The organism is Vibrio sp. B7, from assembly GCF_963888765.1.
Classification (GTDB): domain Bacteria; phylum Pseudomonadota; class Gammaproteobacteria; order Enterobacterales; family Vibrionaceae; genus Vibrio; species Vibrio anguillarum.
The window spans coordinates 21,879-47,909 of sequence record NZ_CAWPKR010000009.1 but is presented as its reverse complement, the minus strand read 5'-3'; the positions used below and the strand labels follow the sequence as shown (position 1 = coordinate 47,909).

The 26,031-nt window shown below is 44.9% G+C and carries 22 protein-coding genes; 9 read left to right on the top strand and 13 right to left on the bottom strand.

All coding sequences use genetic code 11. From position 1 onward, the window contains the following. The first annotated feature begins 207 nt into the window (after positions 1 to 207). Positions 208 to 1,875 (top strand): energy-dependent translational throttle protein EttA, encoded by a 1,668-nt coding sequence (gene ettA, locus AACV32_RS04730; protein WP_010319161.1) that lies wholly within the window; start codon positions 208 to 210, stop codon positions 1,873 to 1,875. 190 nt (positions 1,876 to 2,065) lie between these two features. Further along, a complete protein-coding gene (locus AACV32_RS04725) occupies positions 2,066 to 2,443 on the top strand; it encodes a PilZ domain-containing protein (protein ID WP_013857542.1) in 378 nt (125 codons plus the stop codon). A gap of 45 nt (positions 2,444 to 2,488) precedes the next feature. Here AACV32_RS04725 and tyrA read toward each other — a convergent pair whose 3' ends face one another. Further along, positions 2,489 to 3,616 (bottom strand): bifunctional chorismate mutase/prephenate dehydrogenase, encoded by a 1,128-nt coding sequence (tyrA, locus tag AACV32_RS04720; RefSeq protein ID WP_017048827.1) that lies wholly within the window; start codon positions 3,614 to 3,616, stop codon positions 2,489 to 2,491. 11 nt (positions 3,617 to 3,627) lie between these two features. Continuing rightward, positions 3,628 to 4,707: a 3-deoxy-7-phosphoheptulonate synthase gene (locus AACV32_RS04715; RefSeq protein ID WP_017048826.1), complete on the bottom strand. Its 1,080-nt coding sequence runs from the start codon at positions 4,705 to 4,707 to the stop codon at positions 3,628 to 3,630. A 375-nt stretch (positions 4,708 to 5,082) separates the two neighbouring features. Between AACV32_RS04715 and AACV32_RS04710 the strand changes: the two genes are divergently transcribed. Beyond that, the gene (locus AACV32_RS04710; protein ID WP_026028347.1) at positions 5,083 to 6,762 is read left to right on the top strand and encodes a sensor histidine kinase; all 1,680 of its coding nucleotides are present in this window, start codon (positions 5,083 to 5,085) and stop codon (positions 6,760 to 6,762) included. Positions 6,763 to 6,771: 9 nt separating this feature from the next. Then, entirely contained in the window at positions 6,772 to 7,488 is a 717-nt protein-coding gene (gene btsR, locus AACV32_RS04705; protein ID WP_017046291.1) for a two-component system response regulator BtsR, read from the top strand. A gap of 54 nt (positions 7,489 to 7,542) precedes the next feature. Here btsR and nagZ read toward each other — a convergent pair whose 3' ends face one another. Next, on the bottom strand, positions 7,543 to 8,529 hold the full coding sequence (nagZ, locus tag AACV32_RS04700) for a beta-N-acetylhexosaminidase (protein WP_170895696.1): 987 nt from the start codon (positions 8,527 to 8,529) through the stop codon (positions 7,543 to 7,545). Positions 8,530 to 8,627: 98 nt separating this feature from the next. On the opposite strand from nagZ, the gene AACV32_RS04695 reads away from it, so the two are divergent. Beyond that, a complete protein-coding gene (locus AACV32_RS04695; protein WP_026028077.1) occupies positions 8,628 to 9,740 on the top strand; it encodes an anhydro-N-acetylmuramic acid kinase in 1,113 nt (370 codons plus the stop codon). A 15-nt stretch (positions 9,741 to 9,755) separates the two neighbouring features. Further along, positions 9,756 to 10,685 (top strand): N-acetylmuramic acid 6-phosphate etherase, encoded by a 930-nt coding sequence (gene murQ / locus AACV32_RS04690; protein WP_017048824.1) that lies wholly within the window; start codon positions 9,756 to 9,758, stop codon positions 10,683 to 10,685. On the opposite strand, the gene AACV32_RS04685 is transcribed toward murQ, so the two are convergent. Continuing rightward, positions 10,682 to 12,478 carry a cation:proton antiporter gene (locus tag AACV32_RS04685; protein WP_017048823.1) on the bottom strand — a complete coding sequence of 599 codons (1,797 nt, stop codon included), beginning with the start codon at positions 12,476 to 12,478 and terminating at the stop codon, positions 10,682 to 10,684. The genes murQ and AACV32_RS04685 overlap by 4 nt on opposite strands. Positions 12,479 to 12,529: 51 nt before the next feature. Further along, positions 12,530 to 12,871 (bottom strand): DUF2799 domain-containing protein, encoded by a 342-nt coding sequence (locus tag AACV32_RS04680; protein ID WP_026028346.1) that lies wholly within the window; start codon positions 12,869 to 12,871, stop codon positions 12,530 to 12,532. 243 nt (positions 12,872 to 13,114) lie between these two features. Between AACV32_RS04680 and AACV32_RS04675 the strand changes: the two genes are divergently transcribed. Next, complete coding sequence (locus tag AACV32_RS04675) at positions 13,115 to 14,599, top strand: carbon starvation CstA family protein (RefSeq protein WP_170895695.1); 1,485 nt, start codon at positions 13,115 to 13,117, stop codon at positions 14,597 to 14,599. A 95-nt stretch (positions 14,600 to 14,694) separates the two neighbouring features. Here the strand turns inward: AACV32_RS04675 and ispH are convergent, their stop codons facing one another. The 6 genes from ispH to murJ all read right to left on the bottom strand — a co-directional run bounded on the left by ispH (position 14,695) and on the right by murJ (position 22,302). After that, a complete protein-coding gene (gene ispH, locus AACV32_RS04670; protein WP_017047896.1) occupies positions 14,695 to 15,657 on the bottom strand; it encodes a 4-hydroxy-3-methylbut-2-enyl diphosphate reductase in 963 nt (320 codons plus the stop codon). 26 nt (positions 15,658 to 15,683) lie between these two features. Further along, positions 15,684 to 16,115, bottom strand: coding sequence for an FKBP-type peptidyl-prolyl cis-trans isomerase (gene fkpB, locus AACV32_RS04665; protein WP_017046295.1), 432 nt, complete (start codon positions 16,113 to 16,115; stop codon positions 15,684 to 15,686). A gap of 168 nt (positions 16,116 to 16,283) precedes the next feature. Next, positions 16,284 to 16,793, bottom strand: coding sequence for a signal peptidase II (gene lspA, locus AACV32_RS04660; protein ID WP_026028078.1), 510 nt, complete (start codon positions 16,791 to 16,793; stop codon positions 16,284 to 16,286). 17 nt (positions 16,794 to 16,810) lie between these two features. Then, complete coding sequence (ileS, locus tag AACV32_RS04655; RefSeq protein WP_017048821.1) at positions 16,811 to 19,669, bottom strand: isoleucine--tRNA ligase; 2,859 nt, start codon at positions 19,667 to 19,669, stop codon at positions 16,811 to 16,813. A gap of 63 nt (positions 19,670 to 19,732) precedes the next feature. Further along, positions 19,733 to 20,668 carry a bifunctional riboflavin kinase/FAD synthetase gene (gene ribF, locus AACV32_RS04650; RefSeq protein ID WP_026028079.1) on the bottom strand — a complete coding sequence of 312 codons (936 nt, stop codon included), beginning with the start codon at positions 20,666 to 20,668 and terminating at the stop codon, positions 19,733 to 19,735. A gap of 71 nt (positions 20,669 to 20,739) precedes the next feature. Beyond that, complete coding sequence (gene murJ, locus AACV32_RS04645) at positions 20,740 to 22,302, bottom strand: murein biosynthesis integral membrane protein MurJ (protein WP_026028080.1); 1,563 nt, start codon at positions 22,300 to 22,302, stop codon at positions 20,740 to 20,742. Between the two features lie 257 nt (positions 22,303 to 22,559). Between murJ and rpsT the strand changes: the two genes are divergently transcribed. Continuing rightward, positions 22,560 to 22,820 carry a 30S ribosomal protein S20 gene (rpsT, locus tag AACV32_RS04640; RefSeq protein ID WP_026027444.1) on the top strand — a complete coding sequence of 87 codons (261 nt, stop codon included), beginning with the start codon at positions 22,560 to 22,562 and terminating at the stop codon, positions 22,818 to 22,820. Positions 22,821 to 22,971: 151 nt separating this feature from the next. Here rpsT and AACV32_RS04635 read toward each other — a convergent pair whose 3' ends face one another. Both AACV32_RS04635 and nhaR read right to left on the bottom strand, forming a co-directional pair. Beyond that, on the bottom strand, positions 22,972 to 23,265 hold the full coding sequence (locus AACV32_RS04635) for an ArsR/SmtB family transcription factor (protein ID WP_026028082.1): 294 nt from the start codon (positions 23,263 to 23,265) through the stop codon (positions 22,972 to 22,974). 274 nt (positions 23,266 to 23,539) lie between these two features. Then, on the bottom strand, positions 23,540 to 24,430 hold the full coding sequence (gene nhaR, locus AACV32_RS04630) for a transcriptional activator NhaR (protein ID WP_026027442.1): 891 nt from the start codon (positions 24,428 to 24,430) through the stop codon (positions 23,540 to 23,542). 371 nt (positions 24,431 to 24,801) lie between these two features. Between nhaR and AACV32_RS04625 the strand changes: the two genes are divergently transcribed. Then, positions 24,802 to 25,947 (top strand): Na/Pi symporter, encoded by a 1,146-nt coding sequence (locus AACV32_RS04625; protein WP_170895694.1) that lies wholly within the window; start codon positions 24,802 to 24,804, stop codon positions 25,945 to 25,947. Positions 25,948 to 26,031: the final 84 nt, after the last annotated feature.

Here is a 26,031-nt window from a genome sequence, read left to right as displayed (position 1 = left end):
TAGATAAAAAAGTAAAGGCCATAGATGTAAATAATATTAAATTCATAAAAGTGCGACATATGAACTTAGTAACTTAATGTTTCGTTACTTTTTTATCGATGAAAAACACCATCTAAGCTCTAAAAATTAGGTACCTAGTAACAAATGCGATCGCTTTGGTATAAAATGACCACTTTCTTCTGTTACTAAGATTAGGAACAATCGGCAATGGCTGAATACGTATATACCATGTCGCGGGTGAGTAAAATTGTCCCGCCTAAGCGTCAAATTCTCAAAGACATCTCTCTGAGCTTTTTCCCTGGAGCTAAAATCGGTGTTTTAGGTCTCAATGGTTCAGGTAAATCCACCCTGTTACGTATCATGGCTGGCATCGATACTGATATTGATGGGGAAGCACGCCCGCAAGCAGGATTGAAAGTCGGCTACTTGCCTCAAGAACCAGTACTGGATGAATCAAAAACCGTGCGTGAAGTGGTGGAAGAGGCCGTTTCTGATGTGGCTGGCGCACTAACTCGCCTCGATGCTGTTTATGCGGCATATGCAGAACCCGATGCCGATTTTGATGCGTTAGCCAAAGAGCAAGGTGAGCTCGAGGCTCTGATTCAAGCCAAAGATGGCCATAATTTAGAGAACGCTTTAGAACGTGCGGCCAATGCACTTCGTCTACCAGAATGGGATGCTAAAATTGCCGTTTTGTCTGGTGGTGAGCGCCGCCGTGTGGCGATCTGCCGTTTGCTACTTGAAAAGCCAGATATGCTGCTGCTTGACGAACCAACCAACCACTTAGACGCGGAATCTGTTGCTTGGCTAGAGCACTTCCTTGTCGACTATTCAGGCACAGTCGTCGCCATCACCCACGACCGTTACTTCCTTGATAATGCTGCTGGTTGGATTTTAGAACTTGACCGCGGTGAAGGCATTCCTTGGCAAGGTAACTACACCTCGTGGCTCGAACAGAAAGATGAACGCTTAAAGCAAGAATCATCTCAAGAGAGTGCTCGCCAAAAAACGATTGAAAAAGAGCTGGAATGGGTTCGTAAAAACCCGAAAGGCCGCCAAGCAAAATCCAAAGCACGTATGGCACGCTTTGAAGAACTTAATAATACTGAACATCAAAAACGTAATGAAACCAACGAACTCTTCATCCCGCCGGGCGAACGTTTAGGTGACAAAGTATTGGAAGTTCGTAACTTAACCAAATCGTTTGGTGATCGTGTACTGATTGATAATTTGTCATTTAGCATGCCGAAAGGAGCGATTGTCGGCATCATCGGTGCTAACGGTGCGGGTAAATCAACGCTGTTTAAAATGCTAAGTGGCGTAGAGCAACCAGATTCTGGTGAAATTGAATTGGGCGCAACCGTGAAATTAGCCTCGGTTGATCAGTTCCGTGACAGCATGAACGACAAAAATACCGTCTTCCAAGAGATCTCTGAAGGGGCGGATATTATCAAGATCAACAATTTTGAAATTCCTGCGCGTGCTTACTGCTCTCGCTTTAACTTCAAAGGCGTCGATCAACAAAAAGTGCTCGGTCAGCTATCGGGCGGTGAGCGCAACCGTGTTCACTTAGCCAAATTGCTTAAAGCTGGCGGCAACGTCCTATTACTCGACGAACCAACCAACGATCTGGATGTTGAAACACTACGCGCATTGGAAGAGGCGCTGCTGGAATTCCCTGGTTGCGCCATGGTTATCTCACACGACCGTTGGTTCCTAGACCGTATTGCGACCCACATTCTGGACTACCGTGATGAAGGTGAAGTGAAATTCTATGAAGGCAACTACAGCGAATACACTGAGTGGTTAAAACAGACATTGGGCGCTCAAGCGGCTGAACCACACCGCATTAAATACAAGCGTATGACCAAATAACTCTGTATTTGAAGTCTCTGGCCGCAATCTATTGCGGCCTTTTTATTACTTGTACATCACGCATCACACAACAAGATGCAGGATTCGCGACACTGCCTTCAATTAGGTCTAAACTTAATGGGTATAATTTTTCAATGATCGATACAGAGCCGAAGCTGGCACAGGTCAACGCTCAACAAGAGAGAGTACCATGATTGAAAGACGTCGCTTTTCACGCATCATCTATCAGATGCCTGCCACCTTATTGCAAGGTAAACATACCGTCACCACAACGATTCAGGATTTGTCGCTGCATGGGCTATTGCTCTCATGCCCTGACGCGGACAAATTAGTGCTCAATGAAATGGCACAAGTCCATTTCACACTGCCAGACAGCGATGTCACTATTAATCTAGTCGCCAAGTTGATCCACATTCAAAACAACATTATTCGTGTCAGCATCAATCACATTGATATTGAAAGTATTGGCCATTTGAAACGTTTAGTTGAATTGAACATGGGTGATGAAAGTTTGCTCCATCGCGAACTGGAATACTTGTCTGATTTAGGGGATGAACCGGAAGAATGAGCGGCGGCCGTATTCACAACAACCGCACTCGCCGTTCAGACAGCCTTAAACACGATGAATGGCATCGTTCGCTTGTTTTAACAAGTTTTGACTTTCAAGCATAAATTGTTGTGAATAACTGCCAAACCAATCACTCACTTTGCTAAAGTTTTCCACAAAAGCCTGCTTCTCACGCCCGTCAAGTAAGGTTAACGCCTCGCCAAAACAAGCATGAAAACGTTTTATCATCTCAACGTTCTCTTCCGATGAGAAAATGATATCGCCATACAAGTGAGGGTCTTGACCAAAAAGCCGTCCAACCATCGCCAGTTCTAAACGATAAATCGGTGAACTCAGCTGCAGTAATTTTTGGATATTCGGATTTTCTTTAGAAAGATGTAAACCGTATACAAACGAAGTGAAGTGACGCAGTGCTTGGATCAAGGTCATGCCGTGATCGTGTTCTGCGGCATCAATCTGGCACAAACTCGCTCCCCATATCGAAAACTGTTTTAGCAACCACTGATAACTCTCTTCTCCTCGCCCATCGCAATAGACGATCACTTGCTTGGCCATACTAGGGACATCTGGGCCAAACATTGGGTGTAATCCAACCACTGGGCCAGAGTGTGTTTTAAGCATCGCCTGTAGAGGCTTAGACTTAATCGATGTGAGGTCGCACAAAATACAATCGGCAGGCAAATGAGCAAGTTTTTCAATCACACCGACAGTTAAGTGAATAGGAACCGTCACTACAACCAAACCGGCATCATGCAGTATCTCATCGGCTTGATGCCAATCTTTACTGCCTAATACTTTCACCTGATAGCCCGACAGTTTGAACATACGGCCAAATAAGCCACCAAGTTGACCATGACCGCCAATAATCACCACAGAGCGCAGCTCTGGGTTTAAGCACTTAAAGCCAGAATCCTTTTCACTGGCATAAGATTCACGCATAGTACGGCGCAAAATATCTTCAATCAGTTGTGGCGGGACGCCTTTTCTTTCCGCTTCAGCGCGGCGAGAAGCCAGCATCGCCGCTTCTCGATCGGGAGCATAAATAGGTAGACCATATCGGCTCTTGACTTCCCCCACCTTTTCAACCAAAGCTAATCGGCGTGCAAGCAGCTCGACCATTTGTTTATCGACAGCATCAATTTGATCACGTAATTCGTTAAGTTCAACAGCCATGGCACTTCCCTTTATTCACCTTTTTTTAGGCGATTTTCTAAGAACGGAACGAGCTCTTGATGAGCATGTCGTAATAGTGCCTCAGTTGATGACCAATTAATACAGGCATCCGTAATCGATACACCGTATTCCATTTCGTTGCGAGGAAGGTCAGAAGATTGATTACCTTCATTGAGGTGACTTTCAATCATCAAGCCAATAATAGACTGATTTCCTTCACGAATTTGATGAATCACATCTTCAGCGACTAACGGCTGACGACGGTAATCTTTACGTGAATTAGCATGGCTGCAATCCACCATTAACGAGGCATCCAATTTATGTTTTGCCATCTCTTGCTCACACTCGGTGACCGACACTGAATCGTAGTTGGTTTGCTTACCGCCACGTAAAATGACATGCCCATTTGGGTTGCCTTGAGTGGTAAGTAAGGCCACTTGCCCTTCACTATTAATGCCCATAAAGCGGTGGCTGGATGACGCCGCCTGCATCGCATTGATTGCCGTTGCTAAATTGCCATCGGTGCCGTTTTTAAACCCAATCGGCATCGACAAACCACTTGCCATTTCTCGGTGTGTTTGGGATTCCGTAGTGCGTGCACCAATCGCAGCCCAACTGAATGTATCGGCTAAATATTGAGGGCTGATCGGATCAAGCGCTTCGGTCGCCAGAGGGATCTCCATCTCCGCTAGCTCAACTAACAATTGACGACCAACGTGTAAACCATGTTCGATATCAAAACTGCCATCAAGATGAGGATCGTTAATCAGACCTTTCCAGCCAACCGTTGTACGCGGCTTTTCAAAGTAAACACGCATGACAATGTACAGTTGATCCCTCAACTGCTCTGAGAGTGATTTCAAGCGCTTTGCGTACTCTTTTGCCGCATCAATATCATGAATAGAGCAAGGACCGCACACCACCAGTAAACGGTGATCTTTTTTATGGATAATATTGGCAATTGTCTGACGAGAGTGTTGAATGAACTGGCGAGCTTGATGACTGAGCGGCAGCTTAGCTTTTAATTGTTCCGGAGTGATCAGCACTTGCTCATCACTAATATTAATATTACTTAGTTCACTTTTTTGCATCTCATCACCTGTAATTATTTGTTTACAAAAAATCTTATTGCATACCTAAACACCAATAAAAGACAAATTAACAGGCTTTAAAAACATTTCAAGTGTAAATTTAAAAAAACATTATGTGTAAAAATAAAATTACATGTGTATTTATCTTCTATTAAAGCAAAAAATATAAGCTGACGCGTATTTTATTCTCTCTATCTCACCTAAAATAGTGAGGATGAATCGTAAATCATACCCAAAGAGATTGGTGTTACAGTCTGGCCATCCATACATAAATCCTAATGTATATAGAAAACTCTACGCTTAGGAAAATGAACAAAGCCAATACCACTGTAGCTTCAAGTGAAAAGGGGATCACCAAACCAACGGGTTTTTGACATGGATTTAATTCTTTCCTTACTGCAACAGATGTGTGTTTACCTCGTTCTCGCTTATATGTTGAGCAAAACACCCATTTTCTTGCCGCTGCTTAACATTTCCAGTCGAATTAGCCACAAAATCAGTACCTATGTTTTGTTTTCCCTCTTTTGCATCATGGGCACCTATTTTGGTTTGCAGATCAACGATGCGATTGCCAATACGCGGGCGATAGGTGCCGTCATGGGTGGGTTATTTGGTGGCCCCATTGTGGGGTTTGCGGTTGGATTTACTGGCGGTATGCATCGCTACACTTTAGGCGGTTTTACCGATGTGGCATGCGCCATTTCAACCACTGCAGAAGGGTTGATTGGTGGATTGCTCCACACCTATTTACTGAGAAAGGGCAAAGGGCGACTCCTGTTTAGCCCCAGCATTGTCTTTGCCGTAACACTGTTTGCTGAGATAGTGCAAATGTTGGTAATTTTGTTAGTCGCTAAACCGTTTGTTGATGCATACGCCTTAGTCTCGACCATCGCCGCGCCCATGATCATCGCTAACTCAGTCGGCGCGGCGCTATTCATGAGCATTTTACAAGACAGAAAAACCATTTTTGAAGAGTATTCCGCCACCTTTTCTCGTCGCGCACTGAATATTGCTGAGCGTTCAGTTGGCATTTTGGCCAACGGTTTTAATCCACACAATGCAGGTAAAGTCGCTCGAATTGTTTACGAAATGACCAATGTTGGCGCAGTATCCATCACCGATAGAGAAAAAATACTCGCGTTTATCGGTATCGGTGATGACCACCACAAACCCAATACGCCCATCTCATCACAAAGTACACTCGATGCGATCACCAAAAACCGCATTATTTACCTCGACGGAAAAGATTCCCCTTATCAATGCTCACTCTCCAAAAGCTGCAAACTCGGTTCAGCGTTAATTATTCCACTTCGAGCAGGTGATCGCGTAATTGGAACCATAAAGCTGTACGAGCCGAAGCGTAAGCTTTTTTCAACAATTAACATGTCAATGGCGGAAGGGATTGCACAATTACTGTCGAGCCAAATTCTGTACGGCGAATACCAACAAAAGCAGATGCTGCTTTCTCGCGCCGAGATCAAACTGCTGCATGCTCAAGTCAACCCCCACTTTCTGTTTAATGCGCTCAATACCATTAGTGCCATCACCCGCCGTGATCCCGACAAAGCGCGAGAACTTATCCAGCATCTTTCGCACTTCTTTCGTAGTAACCTCAAACAAAATATTGAGACAGTGACTCTTAAAGAAGAATTAGCACATGTCAAAGCCTACTTAACCATAGAACAAGCGCGTTTTGCCGATCGCCTTGAAGTGGATATTGCCATCGATGATGCATTACTGCTTGAGCGCAATGTACCCAGTTTTACTCTACAGCCACTGGTAGAAAATGCGATAAAGCACGGCACCTCTAACTTGTTAGAAGGCGGACGGGTACGAATCTACAGCCAAGCGCAAACGGAAGGATACAAAATTGTAGTGGAAGATAATGCGGGCAGTTACCAAGCTCCGAATGAAGATTACGATGGTTTAGGCATGCAAATTGTCAATAAACGCTTAACTAATAAATTTGGCGAACAAGCCGCACTAAAAACGGAAGTATTGGCTAATCAATACACACGAATGAGCTTTCTCATTCCTCATCAAGGATTTAACTAAGGGAATAACATGCTATCGGCACTGGTTATTGATGACGAACTGCTCGCTCGGGAAGAACTGACTGAGCTACTAGAAGAGACGGGCGATGTTGATGTGATTGGTCACGCCAGTAATGCGATCGAAGGGTTAAAAAAAATCAATCAGCTAAAGCCAGACGTGGTGTTTCTCGACATCCAAATGCCACAAGTTACTGGCATTGAGCTGCTAGGGATGCTTGACCCAGATACGATGCCCAATGTGGTGTTTGTCACCGCTTATGATCAGTATGCGCTGCAAGCGTTTGAGGAAAATGCATTTGATTACCTACTCAAGCCGGTTGACCCTGAGCGCTTAAAGAAAACGCTGCAACGTTTAGTTCGCCAAGGGCACAAAAAGCAGGATTTTTCAATTTTATCACCAGCAGGGTTAGATCAAGTTCCCTGCATTGGATTAAATCGAATTGTGATCATTGCCACCAAAGATGTCGAGTTTGCTTTGAGCGACATCAGTGGTGTTCATGTGCAAACCCATTTACAACGAGCCACCAGCCAATTAACGCTCAAAATTTTGGAAGAAAGAACGCCACTGGTTCGTTGTCACCGCCAGTATTTAATCAATACTAGGGCCATTAAAGAGATCAAATTATTGGACAATGGGCTGGCGGAAATCATCACCCTTAGTGATCACAAAGTGCCCGTCAGCCGACGTTATCTAAAAAATTTAAAAGAAGTTCTGGGTTTTCACTAACCGCAACGAATAGAAAATAACGGCGCTGAAGCTTTCACGCACAGCGCCATTTTTTTACTCACCAAGCAATCGTTTCATCGCTTCTGAGGCTTGTTTCCACTGTTCAGTGCTTTGCAGTTGAAGAAGATTAAAAGCACGACGTTTGAGTAGAGACTCAGCCGCTGGCACGTCCAAAATCGGCAAATTATCCAATACTTCAATTTGAGCTGCGCGTTGATTGCACACTAAAATCATGTCACATCCAGCGGCTAGCGATTGATGCGCGCGCTCGGCAGGACCGCCCATGGCAGATGCCCCTTCCATTGTTAAATCATCAGAAAAGACTAATCCTTTGAACCCTAACTGCTGGCGAAGTACTTGCTTCAACCAAAACGCAGAGCCGCTGGCAGGTTGATCATCATAGTGAGGATAAATCACATGCGCAGGCATCATGGCATCGAGCACTCCAGCTTCAATCTGCGCTTTGAATATTGCCATGTCCTCTTCCATCACCGTGCTGCGCTCATCATAGGGCGTCTCAAGATGCGAGTCAGCGATTACCCCGCCGTGACCGGGAAAGTGTTTACCTGTTGTTGCCATGCCAGCCTCTTTCATACCTTGCATATAGGCTGAACTGTGGCGAATGATGCTCTGTACATCATCACCAAAAGCACGATTACCAATCGCTTTACACGCATGACCTTTATCCAATACAGGAGCAAAGCTGAGATCAATATCATGAGCAATCAACTCCGCCGCCATCAGCCAGCCACCTTGGCGAGCTAATGCTTCACCATTATTCTGCTTGGCATACTGCTGCGCGGCAGGGATCAGCGAAAACCCATCACGAAAACGTTGTACTCGCCCACCTTCTTGATCGACACCAATCAAAATCGGACGTTTTGCTGCGTGGCGAATCGCTTTATTAAGCGCAAGCAACTGCGCATTATCGTGATAATTACGCGCAAAAAGAATGACCCCGCCGACAGTGGGATGCTCAAGAATCTCTTTGTCTTCAGCGCTCAATTCACAGCCTGCCACATCTAGCCACAACGGTCCCATGCTCACTCCAAAAATTTACTTAAACAGTTAATTTAACGAGGTTATTCGCTTTGAATTTCTATTACAATGATTTTGTTTTCGAGTTGAAGGAGAAGCGAATGAAGAGCATTGAACGCTACATTGGTGTGATGTCTGGCACCAGCATGGATGGTGTCGATACAGCGCTGGTCGAAATGGATGGCAACCAAATTCGTTTATTGGCTCACGCTGATTTCCCAATGCCAGAAGATCTCAAACAGCGTTTGCTGAATGTCTGTATTGGGCAATCAACCAATGTGCAAGAGATTGGCGAGTTAGACCACTTGCTCGGCCATCTGTTTGCTGATGCAGTCATCGCTTTACTGGCTCAATCAGGCTATCAAGCGTGCGATATTCGCGCGATTGGCTGCCATGGCCAAACGGTTTTTCATCAACCCAACGGTAATACGCCTTTTACGATGCAACTCGGTGATGCCAATATCATCAGCAGCAAAACTGGCATCGACACAGTGGCTGATTTTCGTCGCAAAGATATGGCGCTCGGCGGCCAAGGAGCTCCATTAGTCCCTGCATTTCACGACACCATTTTCAAATCAACCGATTCGAGCGTTGTAGTACTCAATATTGGCGGCATCGCTAATATTTCGGTACTGCGGCCGCAGCAAAAAGTATTAGGCTACGATACGGGCCCGGGCAATATGTTGATGGATGCGTGGTGCTTTGAACAGACAGGCCATAAGTTTGATGATAATGGCATGTGGGCGAGATCGGGAAAGGTACACCAACCACTACTCGAACGTCTCAATCAAGAGCCGTACCTTGCGTTGAATGCACCGAAAAGTACAGGTCGCGAGCTGTTTAATCTCCCTTGGCTTCAGCAGATATTGGCTGAGTTTTCGTTAGCAGCAGAAGATGTGCAACGTACACTCTGTGAATACACAGCACTCACCATCGCCACGCAAGTCGCACACTACCAATGTGGGCCAGCGCCGGAATTGCTGCTGTGTGGGGGCGGTGCCCGTAACCCGCTATTGGTTGAACGTTTGCAGGCCCATTTAGCACACTGGCGCATCATGCCCACCAGCGATAAAGGGGTGGATAGTGACTACATGGAAGCGATGGCTTTTGCTTGGCTTGCTCAACGTCGTCTGCATAATTTACCCAGCAATCTACCAGAAGTAACCGGAGCAAGCGCTCTCGCTTCGTTGGGTGTGGTCTATTTTACTCATTAATAAGTAAGGAATGGTATGACTAATGACGCGCTGCTCTCTGCGCTTTCTCACCTTATTTCCGAAGGTCGCAACCCTGACACAATGGATATTGACCTACTATCAGCACAAGAAATTGTAGAACGGCTCAATCAACAAGATAAACACGTTCCGCTGGCCGTCGAAAAAGTCCTTCCGGAGATCGCCTTAGCCGTGGATCGAATTACCTATGCATTCAAACATGGTGGTCGATTAATCTACATTGGCGCAGGAACCAGTGGTCGATTAGGCGTTCTTGATGCATCAGAGTGCCCTCCAACATTTGGAGTTAGCGATCAGATGGTGATTGGTTTGATTGCCGGTGGGAAAGAGGCCATGTTCAGTGCTAAAGAAGGGGCGGAAGATTGCGCAGAACTCGGCATTCAAGATCTCAAAAGTATTCATTTTACGGATCAAGATGTGGTTGTTGGCATTGCCGCTAGTGGGCGCACACCTTATGTCATCGGTGCCTTGGAGTATGCTAATGATTTGGGCGCGACAACCATTGCCCTATCATGTAACCCGGATTCCCCGATTGCGGAATTGGCGCAAATAGCCATTAGCCCTGTCGTTGGGCCAGAAGCTCTGACCGGTTCAACGCGCTTAAAATCCGGTACAGCGCAGAAGCTGGTACTCAACATGCTCACCACCGCTAGCATGATCCGTCTTGGTAAGAGTTACCAAAATTTAATGGTCGATGTTAAGGCCACTAACCGAAAACTCATCGCCAGAGCGGTGCGAATTGTGATGCAAGCAACCGACTGTGAACGCGCTGAGGCTGAATACTTATTAGCCCAAAGCAACAACAATGTAAAAGTAGCGATATTGATGCACTTGACGGGGTTAAGTTATGCAGAAGCTATGGATAAATTGACTGAGTCTGATGGTTTTCTTCGCCGGGCAATGGAAAGTGAACACGAGAGCCACTAGTGGCTCTGGCTCTGTTTGATCAACGAGACGACTATTTCACCTTCCGTAGGTAAAAACTCCTGAATAGAATGGTGCATCTGGATACGGCCTTTGACGTTCACCATAAACAGTGGCAAAACAAAATGTCCTTTGTTCTGCTGGAGATAATCTTGGTAGGTGAAACTTTCGCTCAGTTTTGTGTGCTTAATTTCTGCACCTTGGTTGATCAAACTGGCTAATTTTTTATAACTCACGTCACCATTAAAAAGTGATAAACCGTGATATTCCTGAGCCACTTTGTGTTTATCGCTACTATTGTCATTGGCATGATCGTTCAAACAAAATACGCGTTTTTCACCGAAATCACTGAGAAAATGCATGCAAGCCATAATATTGAAATGCTTATCAGGGCTAAGTGCAACCACATGACCAATACCAATCAAATCTAAATATTCATCGGCGTGGCTTGATATCGGATTACCATAATAATTGGCTAGCCCCGCCATTCGCGCCTGACTAATGTAGTCCCAGTTAGAATCGGTGAGCACAACGCGACAATCATATTTCGCAAACGCCTTTCCAAGCGCTCGGGCGACGTCATTCGCACCAATAATCAAAAAACCACGCGGAGCAGGTTCTGCCACCTTCAATGCCATTGCAATAGGACGCGCCGTCGCACTTTGTAAAATCACCGTTCCAATAATGACCATAAACGTTAAAGGCACTAATAGTGTCGCTCCCTCTACACCTGCCGCTGTCAGTTTGATAGCAAATAGAGAAGAAATAGAAGCAGCCACAATACCGCGAGGCGCCACCCAAGCCAAAAAAGCTTTCTCTTTGAAAGATAATGAGCTGCGCACGGTTGCAATAAAAATGGACATCGGACGGGAAACTAACTGCATTACCACCAACAACAGCAATGCACTCCACCCTAATGCTTGGAAATCAGCCAGCTCGATGCGTGCAGCCAAAAGGATAAAGAGGCCAGTGATTAGCAAAATAGTCAGGTTTTCTTTGAAATGAAGAATATGCTGAATATTGACGTTTTTAGCATTTGCCAGCCACATCCCCATCACCGTCACCGTCAGTAAGCCAGACTCTGACTCGATGGCGTTAGAAGCGGAAAAGACGCCAAGTACCACAGCCAATACAGCAAAAGGCTGTAAATATTCAGGCAACATGCCTCGCCTCAATATGACAGCGACGGCTTGGCCAGCGGCCGCTCCTATACTTAAACCAACACCAATAATTAAAGAGAAAACGTATAAGCTATGCGCTTCACTGCTAGAGATAATAAACTCATACACCATCACCACAAACAGTGCACCCAACGGGTCGATGAGTATTCCTTCCCAGCGCAATATATTGGAAAGTCGAGCATTTGGCCGCACGGTACGTAGCAGCGGTACTATGACGGTCGGCCCGGTAACTACGGTCAAACTGCCAAACAGCAGCGCAAGTGACCAATCAAAGTCCAATAAATAATACGACGCAACGCTGGTTATTCCCCATGAAACTAGGGCTCCAAGCGACACAATGCTCCACACAGTGTGGTTGACGCCGCGAATATCTTTGAAGTTGAGTGTGAGGCTACCCTCAAACAAAATCACCGCAACCGCAAGAGAAATCAAAGGGAATAATAATTCTCCCAATAGCTGCTGAGGTTCTAACCACCCAGTCAACGGACCAACGACAATGCCCGCAATTAATAAAAATAAAATAGCAGGAAGACGCAACTTCCATGCTAACCACTGGCACGTCAAACCAAGAACGCCAATGGCTGCAATAGCTAAAGCAATAAACTCTTCATGCATATATTTTCTCTAATAGCGATATCTTAAATGGATAACCCATCAATAGGTGGGTTAATTAGAAAACTCATTCCAACCCCGTTGCCATTCCATGCGAAAGCGCTGTGCTTGCTCGGTTCCTTCGCACGCACCTTCATAATATAGTCCTGACAATCCAATTTGATAGGCGAAATTGGGGTTACAATACTCGCTTAGCCCTTTAACGTATCCCGCTTCGTAATCGGCTTGTTGCACCAAACCCAGCTCAGAAAGCTTTTTATAGCTGCGCTGAGTATGACCTGTGACTCCATCTTGATAACCAATTTGTTGCCAATCTCCGTTTTGTGCTAATTCAGCATCAGAGGCCGCACACCCAACCATCAACACAGCAGCGCACAATACACTTAATTTTTTCATTGTTGTCCTTAAGTTCTTATTTTCATTCAATTAGCCTAGCAGATTGCTTGTAAGATGCCACTCATTGCCTCCCAGCAGCAAAGCATTATTGATCCAGATGATGAGACGAGGCCTAAACCACTTATTGTGTGAAATAGCCACTTAACTGGCTATAGTGCCGCTCACTGGAAAAGCAGATGTTCCTCGTCACAGAGCCCTTTATTATCCACAGTGAGCTTAATTCATTCATAAAGGACAATTGCTATGATGTGGTTTCTTACCTGTGTCGCAGCCCTACTGGCCGGATACTTTATCTACGGCGCTTTTGTAGAAAAAGTATTTGGTATTAACGAGAACCGTAAAACACCGGCCCACACCATGAGTGATGGCGTGGACTATGTTCCTATGTCGACCAAAAAAGTCTACTTGGTACAATTGCTTAATATTGCTGGCGTAGGCCCAATTTTCGGCCCAATTATGGGCGCACTCTATGGTCCTGCAGCAATGTTGTGGATTGTCGTCGGCTGTATTTTTGCAGGTGCGGTGCATGACTACTTTTCAGGCATGTTGTCGGTACGCAATGGCGGCGCTTCAGTGCCCACCATAACCGGCCGTTACCTAGGCAATGGCGCCAAACATTTTATGAACATTTTTGCCATTGTACTGCTACTGCTTGTAGGGGTTGTTTTCGTTTCAGCGCCTGCAGGGATGATCACCAATCTGATTAACGAGCAAACGAGTCTAACGGTGAGCATGACCTCAATGGTGGTGATTATTTTCGCTTACTACATTCTCGCCACCATCGTTCCTGTCGATAAAATCATCGGCCGTTTCTACCCACTGTTCGGCGCATTGTTGATCTTTATGTCGGTTGGCTTAATGACCGCGATTGCACTTTCCAGTGAACACACTGTGATGGGCGGTTTTGAAATGAGCGACATGTTCAGCAACATGAACCCGAACGACCTACCACTTTGGCCAGCGCTCTTTATCACGATTGCTTGCGGTGCTATCTCTGGTTTCCATGCAACTCAATCGCCATTGATGGCTCGCTGTATGGAAAATGAAAAAAATGGCCGCTTCGTGTTTTACGGTGCCATGATTGGTGAAGGCATTATCGCACTTATCTGGTGTGCGATTGCACTCTCTTTCTTTGGCTCATTGGAAGGTTTATCAGAAGCAGTGAAAAACGGCGGCCCGGGTAACGTTGTGTACAGCGCATCCTTTGGCTTATTGGGCGTATTTGGCGGCATCACCGCCTTCTTGGGTGTGGTTATCCTACCCATCACCTCAGGCGACACTGCATTTCGCTCTAGTCGTTTGATCTTAGCTGAATATTTCAATATGGAACAAAAAACGCTGCGTAATCGCTTGTTCATGGCACTGCCGCTGTTTGTTTTGGGTGCCATTCTCACTCAAGTGGATTTCGGTATTATTTGGCGCTACTTCGGTTTTGCCAACCAAACCACAGCAGTAATGATGCTTTGGACCGCTTCCGCCTATTTACTACGCCATAACAAACTGCATTGGATTGCGACTATCCCCGCGATGTTTATGACCACGGTTTGTGCCACCTTCATTCTTAATAACAGTGCATTAGGCTTTGGCTTACCGATGCAAGCATCAACCATTGCCGGTATTTTGTTCTCACTGTCCGTAACCATATATGTAATTAGAATCTCCAAAGGTAAAGGCGACATCGAACTTACCGATGAAGAAAAACCGAAAGCAGTCACAGAAACTGCATAGTGTGAATGGCGCTTCGCTTGCGTTATAGAAAAGGGCTTCCATTTGGAAGCCCTTCTTCTTTTATTGGTACGTCTAATTCAAATACTTTTTATTGACTAGTCGATTTGCTTGATTTGCAGCTCTTTGGGCACTTCAAAAAACATGTTCTCTTCTCGTCCAAGCACTTCTTCAACCGATTGAGCACCAAGCTCTTTAATTCGATCTAGGATCTGATTCACTAATGCTTCGGGTGCCGATGCGCCGGCCGTGACGCCAACGGTTTTCTTACCATCAAACCACGTTGGATCAATATCTTCAGGGCAATCAATCAAGTAACCCGGCGTTCCGATCTTTTCCGCCAATTCTTTTAAACGCGTAGAGTTTGATGAGTTTTTCGAGCCCACCACCACCACCAAATCAACATCTAATGCAAGTTGACGCACCGCATCTTGGCGGTTTTGTGTCGCGTAACAGATATCATCTTTACGTGGTCCCTGAATATCCGGAAACACTTCACGCAATTTATCAATCACATCGGCTGTTTCATCCACCGACAAGGTGGTTTGGCTAACATAATGTAAATTAGTCGGATCTTTAACGATAGCTTTTAGCGATTCAACATCTTCCGGTTTTTCAACCAAGTACATGCCGCCTTTTTTACTGGCGTATTGACCCATGGTTCCTTCCACTTCAGGATGACCTGCATGGCCAATCAACACTACTTCCATACTGCGGCGACTGGCTCGAGCCACTTCCATATGCACTTTAGTCACCAAAGGGCAAGTGGCATCAAACACGGTTAATGCACGCGCTTTCGCTTCAAGTCTCACCGCTTGCGAAACGCCATGAGCAGAAAAGATAACAATATTGTCATCAGGTACTTCGTGTAAGTCCTCAACAAAAATGGCCCCGCGCTGCTTCAGCCCTTCCACCACAAAGCGGTTATGCACCACTTCATGTCGTACATAAATCGGAGGCTGATACAGCTCAAGTGCGCGTTCAACAATGCTGATCGCACGATCAACACCGGCGCAAAAACCACGAGGGTTGGCTAACAATATTTTCATTTCATTGCTCATTGAATAGGGTTATCGCAAGTTGCCAATTATTCTACAGACAAAATTTCAACATCAAAAATGACATCTTGTCCTGCAAGTGGGTGGTTAAAATCAACCGTTACCGAATCGCCCGCAATAGCGGTGATAATACCAGGAATTTCTAAGCCATCGCGGCCACTAAACGCCATAATCGTGCCAACTTCCACCTCAGTATTACTGGCAAATTTGGCGCGATCCATATGGTGGATGTTATCTGGGTTAGACAAACCAAACGCGTCTTCGGCTTTTAACTCAATGGTTTTGGATTCTCCGGCACTCAGACCGATTAAGCACAACTCAAAATTGTCGCTTAGACTGCCATCACCAATAACCAATTTCGCTGGTTTGCCCATATTATGAGTGCTATCCGCAATAGAGCCATCTTTTAATTTAATGGTAAAGTGTAGGGTTACCGCACTGTTTGCTTTTATTGTCGTCACGTGATTTCTCTTTATTTATTTTAGTGTGGAGACAAGGCATCCATAACGAAATAAAAATGCCCGTTTTTAGTACGCCTATCGCCACCGTATTTTTAGAGATGAAGAGTAAACAAAAAGCGCCACCTGAATCAACAGACAGCGCTTAGGGTTATTCAACTATTTTAGCCATTATGAGTGCGCATCGTCTTTTTTACGAAAGCCATCAAGGATAATCATTGCTGCACCAAGGCAAATGGCACTGTCAGCCAAGTTAAACGCTGGCCAGTGATAATTACCCCAGTAGAAATCAAGATAATCAACCACAAAACCGTGCACGATACGATCAAACACGTTGCCGATTGCGCCACCAATAATCATGGCATAAGCGATATTATGCCACTTCTCTTGCGCAGGCAGCTTACTCATCCAGTAAGTGAGGAGCCCCGTCACCGCAAAGGCAATAGCGGTAAACAACCAACGTTGCCAACCCGCTTGATCGCCTAAAAAGCTAAATGCCGCACCATAGTTATGTACATAAAGTAGGTTAAAAAAAGGCATTACTTCGATGCGATTTGCCCAACCATACCCCATGTTATCCATGACCATCAGCTTTATACCGACATCAAGGGTAAAGACCAGCAGCGCTAGCCATAGCCAGCGAACTCCTGATTGTTTCCAAGTAAGCGTCTGCTCTGCCATATTGAATCCCAATATTATTAAGCGAACTTACGAACTTCGCCTTCACCATCCACGTTCGACACACAACGGCCACAAATAGTTTCATGACCGGTGATAGTGCCTACGTCAGGAGTATGATGCCAACAACGATCGCACTTCTCTGCTTCGGTTGCGCTCACCAACACAAACAAACCTGCAGTTTCCGTTGCTTGTGCCGCATCGCTTTTCTCAGCCAGAGGCTTCACTATCGCTTTTGATGTCAGCAGTACAAAACGCAGTTCATCTTCAAGCTTGTTTAACTGAGCCACTAAAGCATCATCAGCAAACAGCACCACTTCAGCTTGTAATGAGCCACCAATGATTTTTTCACTACGAGCAGTTTCAAGCAACTTGTTCACCGAGCTACGAACTTTTTGCATCTCTGCCCAAAATTCATTGTTCAACTCTTCGCCTTCAGTTAACCCAAACAGACCTTCAAACCACTCACCCGTGAAGACAAATTTTTCACGCGGCTCGCCATTAGCTTGCATCGCTGGCATTTCGTTCCAAATTTCATCAGCCGTAAATGACATGATCGGTGCCATCCAACGAACCAAAGCCTCAACGATGTAATACAGCGCCGTTTGACAGCTACGCTGTGCATGTGCACCTTGTTTAGCGGTGTATTGGCGATCTTTAATCACATCAAGGTAGAACGAACCCATTTCAATTGAGCAGAAGTGCATCAAGCGTTGGATCACGCCATGCGTATTATACTCTTCATATGCTTTGACAATTTCTTGTTGCGCCGCAAAGGCACGGCCTACGGCCCAGCGATCCAGCGACACCATCTCATCAGCTGCAACCATATCCGTTGCTGGGTTAAACCCATTGAGGTTGGCTAAGAAGAAACGTGCTGTATTACGGATACGGCGATAAGCATCCGCCGAACGTTTTAGAATTTCGTCAGAAACCGCCACTTCACCAGTGTAATCAGTCGATGCAACCCATAGACGCAGGATGTCTGCACCCAGTTTATTGGTGACATCTTTTGGCGCAACCACGTTGCCGATTGATTTTGACATCTTGCGGCCATGACCATCGACCACAAAGCCATGCGTCAATACTTGTTTGTAAGGCGCAGCACCTTTCATTGCTACCGATGAAATCAATGAAGATTGGAACCAACCACGATGCTGATCTGAACCTTCAAGGTACAGATCTGCACCGTGGCCATTGAACTCTTCACGCTTATCAACAACGGCGTAGTGAGTTACACCAGAGTCGAACCACACATCCAGTGTATCGAGTACTTTTTCGTAATGCTTGGCATCTTCCTCGCCCAAGATCTCAGCAGTGTCGACATCCCACCACGCTTGAATCCCTTTTTGTTCTACCAATTGCGCCACTGTTTCAATCAGCGCAGGGCTATTAGGATGAAGTTCTGCCGTCTCTTTGTGCACAAATAACGCAATCGGTACACCCCAAGTACGCTGACGAGAAATACACCATTCAGGACGACCTTCAATCATTGCTTCGATGCGGCTTTGACCCCATTCCGGCATCCATTGTACGCCTTTGATCGATTCTAGAGCTTGGGCGCGTAGACCGGCTTGCTCCATAGAGACAAACCATTGTGGTGTTGCACGGAAAATGATTGGAGTTTTATGACGCCAGCAGTGAGGATAGCTATGCTCGTAGGCATGGTGGTGCAACAAAGCACCTTTTTCTTTCAGTACTTCAAGTACAGAGTCATTCGCTTTAAACACATGTTGACCAGCAAATAGCTCGGTGTCTGCTAGATATACGCCGTTTGAACCGACAGGATTGGCTACTTCAAGGCCGTATTGCTGACCGACCACGAAGTCTTCTTGACCATGACCAGGTGCAGTATGAACGACACCAGTACCCGATTCAGTAGTTACGTGCTCACCCAAAATCGCAGGCACAGTAAATGCGTAAAATGGATGATTAAAAGGCATTAGTTCTAGGTCTGCACCTCGGCAAAAACCAAGGTTGTGGTAATGACTGATGCCAGCACGATCCATGACACTTTTTGCAAGTTCTGACGCAACGATAATGCGTTCAGCAGGGCGTTCACCGTCTGCTTCAATTTGCAACAAAACATATTCAAGATCATCACGTAAGCAGACTGCGCGGTTAGCTGGCAAGGTCCAAGGTGTGGTTGTCCAAATGACAATCGACACTTCACCGTGGCCGGCGTGATCAGCCGCGAGCGTGAACTTTTCAAGCAGCGCCGCTTCATCGGCTGCTTTGAATCGTACGTCAATCGAAGGTGACACTTTATCTTTGTATTCAACTTCCGCTTCAGCCAGTGCTGAACCACAATCAGTACACCAGTGAACAGGTTTGAAACCTTTCAGCAGGTGGCCTTTATCGGCAATTTTACCCAATGCGCGAATAATGTTCGCCTCGGTGGCGAAATCCATGGTGCGATAAGGTTTATCCCACTCACCCATGATGCCCAAACGCTTAAAGCTCTCTTTCTGGCCTTCCACTTGACCTGCTGCATATTCACGGCATTTTTCACGAAACTCAGCCGCGGTCACTTTCTGGCCCGGTTTGCCGACTTTTTTCTCTACCATCAATTCGATAGGTAGGCCGTGACAGTCCCAACCTGGGATGTAAGGCGCGTCAAAACCAGATAAGGTTTTCGATTTGATAATAATGTCTTTAAGAATCTTATTCAGTGCGTGACCAATATGAATATCACCGTTGGCATAAGGAGGGCCATCGTGCAATACGAAAGATTTTTTGCCTTTTTTGGCTTTACGGATTTCGCCGTAAAGATCTTCTTGATACCAACGCTTTAACATTTCTGGCTCACGTTTAGCCAGATCGCCACGCATTGGAAACCCTGTTTCAGGTAGGTTCAGGGTATCTTTATAATCACTCATCGATTCTTAATTCCGTTATATTGGGCGACGTTAGACATGATATTAATCGGTGGAATAATCCGACTAATTCTTTAGCTGATGCAACCACACCCTTGCCGCATCAGCATCCAATTCAATTTGTTGCTTTAACGCTCCAAAAGATTCAAATTTCTTTTCATCTCGAAGCTTATGTAAAAGTGCCACTTCTAGCTGTTTGCCATATAAATTGGCATGAAAGTCAAACAAGTGTACTTCAAGTTGTTGGCGAACCCCGTTGACTGTTGGCCTATTACCAATATTGGCAATTCCTCCGATGGGCGAGTTATCAAGGCCATAGACATTGACGACGTAAACACCAGAGACCGGTGAAACACAGCGCTTAAGCGGAATGTTCGCTGTAGGAAAACCAATGGTTCGCCCTAACTTTTGACCATGCGACACTCGACCACTGATACCGTAATCACGACCGAGCATCTGCTTAGCTAACACTAAGTCATCGCTTGCTAAAGCGTTACGAATAGCAGTACTACTCACTCTTTGTTGTTGCAAGCAAAAACTGTGGGTACTTACCACCTCAAAACCAAACTGTTGTCCAGCTTGCTGCAGCATACTGAAATTACCTTGGCGATTTTTACCAAAACAAAAATCATCACCAATCACCAGAAACTTAACACCCAACTGAGCGACCAACAAGTCACGAATAAAAGCTTCTGCCGTTAAATTAGCAAAGTGCTGGTTAAAATTCACACATAACAATCTGTCAACCGACTGCTTGTTCAATTGCACAAATTTATCACGTAATCGAGTTAATCGAGCTGGTGCATTGTGCTTGGCAAATAATTCTAATGGCTGCGGTTCAAACGTCATGACCACCGAAGGTAAACCCAATAATTGCGCTTTCTTGGATACTTGCTTCAAAACTTGCTGATGTCCTAAATGAACACCATCAAAGTTTCCGATGGTTAATACACAGCCATGATGCTGTGGCTTGATATTGTGAATGCCGCGAATCAATTCCATTAGAAAATGCTTAAAACCTATAGTTCTCAATTAGCAAGGTGCGAAACCGACGGATTATATACTAATCACCATTAATCTGTCGCCGCTTTTAAGTCTTTTAAACGCACGCCAAGCACGGCTAGGCAAAGCAAATAACTGACCGCACCGATACTGATCAGCATCACCAATGATGTAGCCCTCTGTGTCAGGCTCCACTCTAGCCACGTTGACATTTCTTCCAATTGCCAAACAATGACCACAACCATCGCACTGCTGGCCACCATTAAGCGAATAATAAAACCAATAGTTTTACGGGTGATCTGATACACCCCTTGCACATGTAACCCTCGGTAAAGCAGAGCCATGTTGATAAAAGCAGATAATGACGTAGCTAACGCCAAACCAACATAACTTAAATGCCACGCTAAAAGTGCATTGAAGACCATATTAGAGATCATGGCGATAATGCCATAACGAACTGGCGTTTTGGTGTCTTGCCGAGAGTAGTACCCTGGTGCAAGCACTTTGATCAGCATAAAACTGATCAAGCCCAAACCAAATGCATAGAGTGACAACGCCGTTTGATTGACATCATTCGGGGTAAACTCACCTCGCATAAATAGCACCATAAGCATCGGTTTTGCCAACACAATCAGGCCTAACATCGCAGGAAAACCGAGCAGACAAACCATACGAATACCCCAATCCATGGTTTGCGAAAATCCTTCGCTGTGGGCATCAACATGTTTACGGGATAATGCAGGCAAAATAACGGTAGCGATCGCAATACCAAATAAGCCTAACGGAAATTCTAGCAAACGATCTGAATAGTAAAGCCAGCTGATGGAGCCCGTTTGTAAGAAGCTGGCAATGAAGGTGTCCAGCAATAAGTTAATTTGACTGACCGATACTCCAAAAAGAGCGGGCAACATCAAAGTGCGAATTTTCACAACCCCCGGTTCATTCCAACCCCATTGAGGCCAAACCAATAAACCTGCTTTGAGCAAAAATGGAATTTGAAATAGAAACTGGACCAATCCCCCAAGAAGGACGCCAATCGCCAAGCCAATTTCCGGTTGCTGTAAGTGCGGCGACAAAAACCAAGCGCAACCGATGATCATTACATTCAAAAATACAGGGGTGAAAGAAGAGACGGCAAATTTGCCCAGGGTATTGAGAATCGCTCCTGATAAAGCAACAAAAGTGATAAACCATAAGTAAGGAAAAGTGATTTTTAATAATAAACTCGCAAGCTCAAACTTATGCGCATCAGGACCATCATTAAGCCAATCTAAAAACCAACCAGCCCCAAACAGTGCCGTGACCGCACCAGAGCATAAGATCCCCACAACAGTCACCAAAGTGACAATCACCCCCAATGTGCCAGATGCTTTAGCGATCAGCTCGCGTGTTTTATTGATATCTCCGGATGAATGGTATTCGGTCAGTACTGGAACAAACGCTTGAGAAAAAGCCCCTTCGGCAAATAGCCGACGTAAAAAGTTAGGAATTTTATTAGCAAAGAAAAAAACATCGGCACTCGCACCTGCCCCCATCAAATTCGCAACAACTACGTCACGAACTAGGCCCAACACACGAGAAATCAACGTCATAGCACTGACAATCAAGCCAGATTTGAGTAGGCGTTTGCTCACTATTACCTCGAAAAACAAGCCAAAACGTCATTATCCACAGCAACACATAAGGAATGTCAGTGCGAGATCAGATAAGTATTAGCATTGGAAAAAAAATACTGTTAGAATCCCCGCATCTTAACCGCGATGACCTTCCTATACCAAAATTTGTTTGGCCTAGAACGGTTTTTGCACAAATCATTTGACAATTGAGAGCAAATAAGGGATATTCCCCGCCCTTAAATTGTCACCGAACTAAGTTTTTGGGAGTTAGACCCTTGGCAAATAGTAAATCTGCTAAGAAGCGCGCTATCCAAGCTGAGAAACGTCGTCAGCATAATGCTAGCCGTCGTTCTATGATGCGCACTTACATGAAGAAAACCATCGCAGCTATCGCAGCTGGCGATAAAGAAGCTGCAACTGCTGCATTTGCTGCAGTTACACCAATCCTTGACCGTATGTCGACTAAAGGTCTTGTTCACAAGAACAAAGCTGCTCGCCATAAGTCTCGTTTCGCTGCAGCAATCAAAGCTCTATAATTTAGACTTGGTTCCACGCGAAAATAAAAACCGGCTAAGGCCGGTTTTTTTATATCCGCAGTGTCAAGTAAAGTATTTACTCTAATTTTAATATAAAAAATCCGAACTATGTTACTGAAACATAATTTCGGATTGTGTATTTTTCAAAACACTAGCGGCAGTATAAACCGTGTAACAACTCAATCATCGCCTTGATCTCATGGCTGCTGAGTGTGTAGTAAACCGTCTGAGCTTCTTTTCTTGTATCCACTAACCCATCTCTTCTTAACCAAGCAAGATGCTGCGAAAGTGCCGATTGACTCAATTCTAATTTCCCACATAGCTCACCAACCGACAGTTCTTGATTGTGTAATAAACACAATATTTGTAGGCGTCTTTCGTTAGCCATAGCCTTTAACAACACCACTGCTTTAGCGGAATTTTTTTCCATTTCTTGTAGGTTCATGAATAAGCTCCCTTGGAACAACTTCTTACATCAAACGCATCACAAGTTTGCATCTTCCTTAACCCAACAGGTTATGAGTTTATAAGTAAGGTTAGTACCTTTTTCTACGTAGTTTAATTGTTATACCGTTTATGACGGCAACCATTCAATAGAGCGTCAATAACGGCATCAGAAGGCGTATAACCAGTTTAGATTAGTATTACTTGGCAAGCGATAATTAATAATATTGCTAGATAATGAGATAATAATCTATTTATCGTTAGTAGTGAAAGCATCATACAAACAAATTATTAAAATCTGCATCGCAAACATTTTTCACTGCCGGATGTTGGATCATCCTCTCAGCAAAAATGACGTAGTACTCTTCTTTTAAATCATCAATCTGACCGATGAGTTGCAAAGGAAGATCATCACCAACTTCAGTCACATAGATTGAGGGCGCTAAAAAAATTGCATCATGATGATAACGCGCAAAAGCTTTCATCAATGCCGCATCATCAAACTCCCCCAGAATATTCGGCTTCAGGCCTTGACGGTCAAACCATTGCAATAGATTACGCCCCATCGCGGTTCGGCTTCCCGGTATCAACAACTTTCTCTGCTCTAAAATGGCGGGAAAAGAGACATTTTCAACCTTGCCTGAACAAAAAAAACTCATGTGACTCTCACCCAGTTTTTTGCTGAACAGGCCCGGGCTTTGGCTGGAATCGACGGGATAATCAGAGAGAATCATATCCAATTTGTGTTGTGAAAGTTGCTCTAACAACATTTCATGGGTCGATTCAAAACAACGCAAGTGGATACTGCTATCGGCCGGGACTGTCGTCATCAGTATTTTACTGACAAGCCGTTTAGAGAGGGCATCCGCCACTCCTACATCAAACAGCAGATTAGAGCGCTGACTATAATTGACAATATCGAGCATCTCATAACTTAAGCCGAACATCCGGTCAGCATATTTAAAAACCAGTTGCCCAAGTTCTGTCGGTTCAATGCTACGACCATTACGCTTAGTAAGCTTACCATCCATGCGCTCTTCAAAAGCCTTAATTTGCCCAGTGACGGTTTGCGGAGTCAAGAAGAGTGCTTCTGCAGCTTTAGTGACCGATCCCTGCTTGCATACCATCCAGAAGTAGTAAAGATGATTGTAGTTGAGGTGAAACATGATAAGGACACTCAATTTTATCTGGTCGTTGTTTATAACAAACCCAAGCCAAATGAGCAATTAACTCGGAAAAACCGAACTTAAGAACGTTAGCTAATCTTAATACCGAACAGTTAGAGTTCAAAAATGACAACTTCGTCATAAAATATCTAAAACTAGCGTCCCTCGCCCTCCTCCTCTACGCTGTTAAAATCGCATAACATCATGAAAATTCAATAAATAAAGAATTAAAAGTCACCGTGAAACTTGTTTTTATCAGAGTTATCAATGAGAAACCCACTGTCATATAAATGAAATAATTATTCTCTACTATCTCGCTCAGATTCAACAACAGACCGAACAACACTCAAAAGGTCAATGGAGAAAAGAAAATGAACCAAGCGACAACTACTGCTGCACCCATTGCGAGTACCACTCGTTGGCTGCGTTGGGCGAACTTGGCATTCATGCTCTACCTACTGCTACTTGCAGTGGCGATGGTAGGTAGTGGATTTAAATGGGCGACAGGTGATCAAGCTAAGGTACTGTTTGAGTTTGCCTCACACCCAATAGCGGGGTTGATGATAGGGTTAGTCGCCACAGCATTGATTCAATCTTCAAGCACCGTAACCTCTATCATTGTCGGTCTTGTGGCTGGCGGATTACCTGTTGAAATGGCGATCCCAATGGTCATGGGTGCCAATATTGGCACCACAGTAACCAACACGCTTGTTAGCCTTGGACACGTTCGTTGCCAAATCGAATTTAAACGCGCTTTTGCAAGTGCAACAATTCACGACTTCTTTAATCTTTTGGCGGTACTGATTTTCCTACCGTTAGAGATGATGTTTGGTATTTTAGAGAAAATTTCTCATTGGCTTGTGTCACCTTTGCTCTCTACTGGTGATATGAGCATGAAAGGACTCGATTTTATCAAACCTATCACGAGCCCAATTATCACGGCACTAAAAGGCCAGCTGATCACTTTTGGTGAAGTTATAGGTGGCGTGATGTTGATTGTTCTTGGTATTGCGACCATTTTTGTGGCTATCACTGTCATGGGTAAGCTCATGAAGAGTTTGATGGTGGGTCGTGCGAAAGAGATACTCAAAGATGCCATTGGACGCGGACCGCTGCACGGTATCCTTTCAGGTTCAATCGTCACTGTATTGGTTCAATCTTCTTCAACTACCACCAGTTTAATGGTTCCGCTGGTCGGCACTGGTGTATTGAAAGTACGCGATGTTTACCCATTCACTTTAGGGGCTAATATTGGCACTTGCATTACCGCCCTACTCGCGGCAACGGCCGTTTCTGGTGAGTTTGCGGTATTTGCCTTGCAAATTGCCTTAGTCCACTTAACCTTTAATGTATTAGCCACTGTGTTGATCTATGGTGTTCCGTTTTTACGTGAACTGCCAATTAAAGGCGCAGAAATGATCGCCGAAATGGCGACTAAGAATAAGTCGGTTGTCGCCGTCTATTTGCTATCGGTCTTTATTATCCTACCTGGTGGCATATTGGCACTAACGGCTTAAGTAACGAACAAACCACACGACAGATCAAAAAAAATCCCCGAGCAACGCTTCGGGGATTTTTTACAACTAGAAAACAGTACTTTT